The 7,249-nt window shown below is 53.7% G+C and carries 4 protein-coding genes and 1 pseudogene; all 5 read left to right on the top strand.

Features of this window, described 5'->3' with window-relative positions; translation table 11 throughout:
• Positions 1-63: 63 nt before the first annotated feature.
• A complete protein-coding gene (locus NW856_RS12555; RefSeq protein ID WP_414400542.1) occupies positions 64-1,356 on the top strand; it encodes a metallophosphoesterase family protein in 1,293 nt (430 codons plus the stop codon).
• Positions 1,357-1,358: 2 nt separating this feature from the next.
• On the top strand, positions 1,359-4,955 hold the full coding sequence (locus NW856_RS12550) for an AAA family ATPase (protein ID WP_414400541.1): 3,597 nt from the start codon (positions 1,359-1,361) through the stop codon (positions 4,953-4,955).
• On the top strand, positions 4,945-6,138 hold the full coding sequence (locus NW856_RS12545) for a DNA double-strand break repair nuclease NurA (RefSeq protein ID WP_414400540.1): 1,194 nt from the start codon (positions 4,945-4,947) through the stop codon (positions 6,136-6,138). Before NW856_RS12550 ends, NW856_RS12545 begins: the two co-directional genes overlap by 11 nt.
• Complete coding sequence (locus tag NW856_RS12540; RefSeq protein ID WP_011433556.1) at positions 6,135-6,728, top strand: hypothetical protein; 594 nt, start codon at positions 6,135-6,137, stop codon at positions 6,726-6,728. Before NW856_RS12545 ends, NW856_RS12540 begins: the two co-directional genes overlap by 4 nt.
• A pseudogene (locus tag NW856_RS12535) lies at positions 6,728-7,249 on the top strand (ATPase); the annotation flags it as partial. The gene NW856_RS12540 and the pseudogene NW856_RS12535, both read left to right, overlap by 1 nt.

The following is a 7,249-nucleotide window of genomic DNA, read 5'->3' as shown; positions in this document are numbered from 1 at the left end:
GGCTTAGCTACCCCCACACCCCGACAAGCTAAACTGTGGACAATTTGCCGAGGTGCTCTGGGGATGGCCTGCTCAACCTGCACATTTTTACACCTGGCCGATGTGCATCTGGGCTATGACCGCTACGACAGCCCGGAGCGGAGCAAGGACTTCTTTTTGGCTTTTCGGGATGTTGTCCGGCGCTATGCCATTCAGGATCCGGTGGACTTTGTGCTCATCGCCGGAGATCTGTTCGAGCATCGGCAGATTCAGCCCGGCGTTCTCAACCAAGCCCAGATCGTCTTGCGGGAGCTGCAACAGGCCGGGATCCCGGTGTTGGCCATTGAGGGCAACCACGACAATCGCCCCTATGGCGTGAAAACCAGTTGGCTGAGGTACTTGGCCGATCACGGGGAGCTAATATTGCTGGAGCCTGAGGAAGGGGAAGAAGGACTGGAGCTGCGTCCCTGGTCGGGCCGGCGGGGAGGGTATCTGGATTTGCCCTGTGGGGTGCGGGTGATCGGATCCCAGTGGTACGGATCGGCAGCCCCTCGGTCGATTGAGCAGTTGGCGGCGGCCATTCGACGGTTGCCCCCCGGCCCAGAGCGGGTGGTGTTGATGTTCCACCACGGTCTAGAGGGCCAAATTGCCCGTTACCAAGGCGCTCTGCGCTACAAAGATCTGCTGCCCCTGCGGGAGGCGGGGGTGGGCTACCTGGCCTTGGGACACATTCACAAAAGCTATTCCGAGGGGGGGTGGATCTTCAATCCAGGATCCCTGGAGGCCAACAGCACTGCCGAATGGGACTTCCAACGGGGGGCCTATCGCGTCCGCTGGGGAGATGGCCCACCCCAAGCGGAGTTGGTGCAGGATTACCATCAGCGGCCCCGCCGCCGGCTCTATCTGGAGGCCAAGGGCAGAGAAACCCCCGAACAGATTGCCGCAGCAGCCATTGCCTTGGCTAAGGGATCCCGTTTTCAGGAAAGTGAGATGGAGCCGATGGTGGAGTTGCGGCTGGTGGGACAGGTGGGGTTCGCCAAGCATGAGCTGGATAGCCGCGCCCTACAGTGTCAAATTCAGCAGCTTACCGGCGCCTTGCTGGTTCTGTTTCGTTTTGAGGCCAATACTTTAGAGCTCGGGTCGGCTGCCCTTTCCTTGGAAGAAGAGGGGCAGAGGTTACAAATCGAAGAGAAAATCTACAGGGATCTGCTGAGCAGCCATGCCCACTACCGCAAACGCAGTGAAGAGCTAGCGCGGCTGCTTCTGGATCTTAAAGAAAAGGTTTTGGATGGGCAAGGAGAATCTGAAGTGTATGCTCACCTAAGGGGAGCTTTTGATGCTCCGCATCGCTGTCGCGAATGGGGAGCAGAAGACTGATTATGCGGATCCTCTCTCTCGCTTTACAAAACTTCAAATCTCATGAGGATGCCGTCTTCACGTTTGAGCCAGGTATTAACGCCATTTGCGGAGAAAACGGAGCGGGCAAGACCAGCATTTTGGAAGCCATTGCCTGGGTTTTGTTCGACTACTGCCCCTACAGCCAAGAAGAAATCATTCGCTCCGGGGCCAACGACGCAGTGGTGACTGTGCAATTTATCTCCCAATGGGATCAGCGCACCTACGATGTTCGCCGCAGCGTAACGCAGGGATATCGTCTCTTTGATCCCCAACTGAAGCAGCGCCTAGAGTATGAGCGCAAGTCCGATGTGCTGCCGTGGCTGAGGCAACATTTGGGCGTACCTGCCGGTACCGACCTGGCGCGGCTCTTTGCCACAACGATTGGGGTGCCCCAAGGGACTTTCACGGCAGACTTTCTCAAAACCGGTCGAGATCGCAAAGAAGTTTTCGATCGCATCTTAAAGGTGGAAGAGTACCAGCAGGTAGCCAAAGACCTGTTGGCGGTCGAAAAATACAGCGAGGCGCAGATTCAGGCCATTAATCATCAAATTGAATTGCTCCGCCAACAGCTACAGGAGTGGGATCCGCTGCAAGCGGAGCGGCAGAAAATCCAACAAGAACTGAGTTATTGGCAAGAGCGCTTGAGTCAATCGATCCACACTCTGGATCAGGTTAAGCTTGAGATCGAGCGACTGGAGAAATGGCTTGAGCAAATCCAAACTTTAGATCACCAGATTGCCCAACTGGAGCAAAAGGGATCCCTGCTTCAGGTATCTCTTGAGCAGGCAGAAAAGTTATGGGCAGAGGCCAGGCAAGCTCAAGCGCAGCAACAGCAATACTGGGAGGGATATCAGCATTTTTTGGCCACAGAAGCTCGCTTGCGGGAGCTAGAAAAACAGCAACAGCAACGCTTGGAGTGGCTGAAACAGCGGGATGCTTTGCTCTCGCAAAAGCAGCATATCGAAAACCAATTGGCAAGACTTCAAGAAAAGTTAAGCCAACAGCAGCGCTGGAAGCAGGAGCTAGAGGAGCTAACCCCGCAAATTCAGGCCCAAGAGGAGCTAGAGCGTCAGCAGACCTATTGGACTCAACAGCTCAACACGTTGCTACACCTGCACCGCGAATGGGAACAGATCCAGGCAGAATGGACAGCCCACGCCGAGCGCTGTCAACTGCTACAAAGCCGAGTGCAAGAAGCTGAACAGGCCCAGGCCATATGTCGGCAGCATCAATTGACCTACAACCGTTATTTGCAGTTGGAAACCCTCATTGCAGAGCAGGAAGCGCTGCGGCGAACCCGACAAACTTTACTGGCTCAACGGGAAACTTTGCAACATCAACTGCATCGATTGGAGCTGCAGGGATCCGAATATCAGCAACAACTCCAGATCTTCCAAAAAATGGAGGCGGAAAAACTTGAGCTGCAACCCCTGTGTGAACGGCAGGCCTCCCTGGAGCAGCGCCACTCCCAACTTGGCGAGAAGTTGGCTTCCTTTCAGGCCCTGCGTCTTGAACTCAAACAACGGGAAACGGAGCAGGAACAAGGCCAAGTCCAATTGCAACAACTGCAGCTCCAACTGAGACAACGGCAGGCGGATTTGGAGCGGGTAGCCGCCATTCCTGCACTCGAAGCTCAACAGGAGCGATTGCAAACTCAGCTCAGCCGCATTGCCGCAGCTCGTCAATTTCAGCAGGAGCTACAAGCCCTTTTTGAGCAGGGCTCGGATCAATTGGCTCAACACCATCACAGCATCCGGCAACTTCTGGACGAATTGGAAGCGCAGCGACACAACTATCCCCAACTTCAATCTCTGTGGCAGCGGATCCCAGAGGTACTCACTCGATCTTCAGCACTCAGCCAACAGTTGCTCCAGTCCATCCATCAGATTTTGCAGGATCTGGCTCCCCAAACTTCCGAGCCCCAACTTCGTCAGCAGTTGTCCAACATCCAAAAACAACTCAGGACTTTGCAACCCTTGCTCGGCCTAACCGCACAAATACCCGATTTACAAGCCCAAATTCAGCAACTGCTGCAGTTGCAAGCCGAACGACAAAGCAGAATTGATGATCTTCACTGGGATCTTGAGGCTGAGCCCACCTTCCTTCGGCAACAACAGGAAATTGAGCAGGCGCTACAAGCTCTAGGGGATCCCAGGGGACAGATCCAACGCCTGCAAAAAGAGCTGAATGGCAAGCCCAGAGTGGAGCAAGAATATCAACAGCTCACAGAACAGATTCGCCAACTCCAACACCAGATCCAAAATCTAGAACGACAGCTTGAGCCCTTGCGGGATCTGGAGGACAGAATTGCCAATTTGCGGGAAGAGCAAAGAAGCCATCGCAGCAGCTATGAAACGGTCATCCGCCTGCAGGCTCTTGCCCAAAGCTTGCCACAACGAAAAGATGAACTCAAAACTGCCCAATCGACGCTGGAGCAACTCCAAAAAGCTGGGCAAGAGAAACAGGCCCAAATTGGCGAATGGGAAAAGGCTCAAGGCTCAAGGGATCATCTGCAGGCCCAGATTGAAAAAGCCGCCAAAACCTTAAAATCTCTGGGGGATCCCAGAAGTCAAGCCGAACGGCTCAAAGCAGAGCTAAAACAGGAAAAGCAGTATTTACAAATGCAGGCCGACTGCCTGCAGCAGCTTCAGGATTTACAGGCCGCACTCAACCCTATCGAGGAGGCCCTATGCCAAACGGAGCATCTGGATCGAGAGCTGGGATCCCTGCAGGAAGAACGCGAACGATACCGTTTAGATCACGAGCGCTATCTGCAGGCAGAACCCATTGCCCAATTGCTTCCCCAACGGGAACAGGAACTGGCCGAGCTAAACGCCCAGCGGCAGCAACTGCAAACTCAGCTTTCCCAACTTCGCGCAGCACGGGATCCCTTGGCTGCTCTGTATCAACCGCAGGAGCATGAGCATCTTCGATCCCTTCTGCAGGCCACCGAAATTCAAAAAGCCGAAGCCCAGGCCCGACTGGAGAGCCTAGCTCCTCAACTGAGCAAAATTGAGGAAAAGTTGCGGCAATTGGAACAGGCCAAGGCCAGCTTAAAGCAAGTCGAGGCCGAAAAAACTGAGAGAGAACGCCTGCACCGCTTTATCAAATTCAGCCGAGAGACCTACAGAAAAGCCGGCCCCCAAATTACCCAATACTACCTGCAGCAGATCAACCATACTGCCGATCACCTCTTCCGAGAAATTCTCAACCGTTCCAACGTCACCCTGACCTGGGAAGCCGATTATGAGATCCGCGTTCAAGAAGCCGGCAGCCCCAAACGACGGTTTGCCAGCCTTTCCGGGGGAGAGCAAATGTCGGCGGCCTTGGCAGTGCGCTTGGCTTTACTCAAGGTGTTGGGACAACTAAATATTGCCTTTTTCGATGAGCCCACCACCAATATGGATACCCAACGGCGACAGCGGCTGGCAGAGGCCATCACCAACCTGCGATCTTTTGAGCAGCTATTTGTCATCAGCCACGACGATACCTTTGAGCAAATGACAGAAAATGTTATTCGGGTGGAAAGGCACTCCGGATCCAAGTCGGTAGGGAGGGATCCCGCCTATGGTGTTTAGAGCCGACCGGATCCTGGCGGTCTTGCAGCAGAAGCGGGAGGCCTTTGCCACTTTTGATCAAAGGCTGTCGGAGCGCAGAGAATACTATAAGCAGGCCATGGAAAGCTTGTGCCAGTGGTCGAGCTTAGAGATTGCCGAAAAAATAGCTCCATTCCCTTTCCCAGGCGCTTTACCTACTGCAGAGTGGGATCGCTACTCCAGTTGGAGGATCCCTTTTGAGCAGGAATGGGCCAATTACGAAGAAAGCCGTGAGTGGGCGAAATCGGTCATTGAAAATATTCCCACCTTTGCCGTGGATGGATCCCAGATTTATCCCAGCAAAGATCTGTCAATACCGGTGGCGCTGGTGCAAATCGGCTGGTATGAAAATTATCACTGCGCAGCAGGCTTGTACGAAAAAGACATCCAAGTGGATGTATTGACTCCAAGGGACCTGGGATCCGACAGCAGCGGCGAACCGAAAGAGCGAATGGTTAACATGCGCCGCTTTCAAATGGAAATCGAGAGACTTGTAGAATACATTCAAAAATCTCAACCAGGATCCCGAAAATTGGCCTTTTTGGACGGGGCGCTGGTGGCTACTTTTGCCGAAGTCTTTGAGCCAGAAAGCCAAGATTTCTATGTGCAGTGTTTGCTCCAGCTTCTGCGGGCCAGCGAGCAAAGCCGGATCCCCATCGTGGCTTACATAGACACCACCTACACTTCCGATCTGGTGGCGTTGCTCAAGCATTGTTTTGACCTACCCGAAGCTCCACAGCTTCACGATGCGCAACTGCTTAGTCCCTGGTTGGAGTGGGGGGATCGCACACCTTTTTTCATCTGTGCCCGCGGCGGCAGCCTCAACCCCCAAGATGGGATCCTCAATCGCTACCAAGAAATGCGAGAGCGAGTGGGATTTGTTTACCTGCGCACCAATGACAACTTTCCGGCCCGCTTGGAAATACCCGTTTGGGTTTATGAGGCAGGACTGTTGGACTGGTTGGTGGATCTGGTTCGCTGTGAGGTGGTGATTGGGCGAGGTTATCCTTATGTGCTGGAGACAGCCGATCAAATAGCCGTTATTCGCAATGAGGATCGCAACCTTTTCTTACGCCTCATGCAAGATTGGGCCGCTCGCGAAAAGCTGAACCTAAGGCTATCTCGGAAAACGGTGAGTAAACTACAACGGAGACGAGTCCGATGAGATTGGGAAAGGTAGTTCGCTCCAACAATCACTGTGATTACGTGGTGCAGGTGGACGATGCTTTAGAAGTCAAAAATCCGCCGGCTCCTGATGACTATGGCTTCGGCAGCTTTGTCAAGCTAGAAAGCGACCGGCGACACTGGGCCGTAGGTCTGGTTTACAATACCCAACTCCTGAATCCGATGTTCCTCAATTCTGGGCCGCGCCTTTCCAGCCAGCCGGATCCCTATTTTTCCCCCGATCTGCAGAATGAGGTGCGCACGCTACTCTCGGTGGTTTTAATCGGGGCTCTGGATGAAGAGCGCCGCTGTGGCCGGCAAGGGATCCCACGCGTGGTGGTGCCTGTAAACACGCCGGTTTTTCGCATGAGCCGGGAAGAGATCCTGCGCTTTCACCAGGATCCCCAAGGTCAAACCCAATTTTCCTACTATGGTTTGCTGCTGAGTAGCGGCGGCAACTTTGCCAATCATTTGATCTACCAAGTCTTGAACGACATTACGCCGATGTTTGCCGATCCAGCTCAACGGCGAGCTCTGCAAATCTTAAGCAAAGAATTGGCCTGGAAAATGACTGTAGGAGCGATGCGCTAATGCCCCAAAAAATCACCGATAATGGCCACCATCCAGAAGCTATCCTCTCTCCAACTGAGGACTCTCCAGAGGTAATTGGCACCGTCAAAGGGCCTGGAGAAACCTCTAACCAATATGTTTTCATCACTTCCAATACCCAAGCGGTAAAGGTGGGCGATTTCGTCTACTACGAAGTCCAGGATCCCCAATCGCAAACGCTGCAAATCTTGGGTAAAATTAGCCAAGTTCAGCTCCTGGATCACATCCCCGATCGCATCTTTGCCGATACCGAAATCGATCCCAGCACCATTGTGGCTCTGGTGGGCTTCACCCATCCCAATCCGGAAATCTATGCGGTTACCGTCGAGGTCATCGGCTATTTCAATCAGAAGATGGGCTTCATTAACCCTCGCCGTGCTCCCGATCCCGGTGCCAAGGTCTTTTTGGCCTCTAATCGTCTGCTGAAATCGATTTTGAACAAGCGAGATGAAACAGCTATTGGGGGCGCTCACCTGGGCAGCCTGTTGTTGCGCGATGAGGGA

Origin of the sequence: Synechococcus sp. R3-13, assembly GCF_047462195.1 — a bacterium.
In the GTDB taxonomy this organism is placed as follows: Bacteria; Cyanobacteriota; Cyanobacteriia; order Thermostichales; family Thermostichaceae; genus Thermostichus.
This window is presented reverse-complemented; position numbering and strand designations above follow the sequence as displayed.

Excerpts from the sequence above, each read along its gene's own strand:
- NW856_RS12550 (WP_414400541.1), top strand. The coding sequence starts at position 1,359 with ATGCGGATCCTCTCTCTCGCTTTACAAAACTTCAAATCTCATGAGGAT.
- NW856_RS12545 (WP_414400540.1), top strand. The coding sequence starts at position 4,945 with ATGGTGTTTAGAGCCGACCGGATCCTGGCGGTCTTGCAGCAGAAGCGG.
- NW856_RS12540 (WP_011433556.1), top strand. The coding sequence starts at position 6,135 with ATGAGATTGGGAAAGGTAGTTCGCTCCAACAATCACTGTGATTACGTG.
- NW856_RS12555 (WP_414400542.1), top strand. The coding sequence starts at position 64 with ATGGCCTGCTCAACCTGCACATTTTTACACCTGGCCGATGTGCATCTG.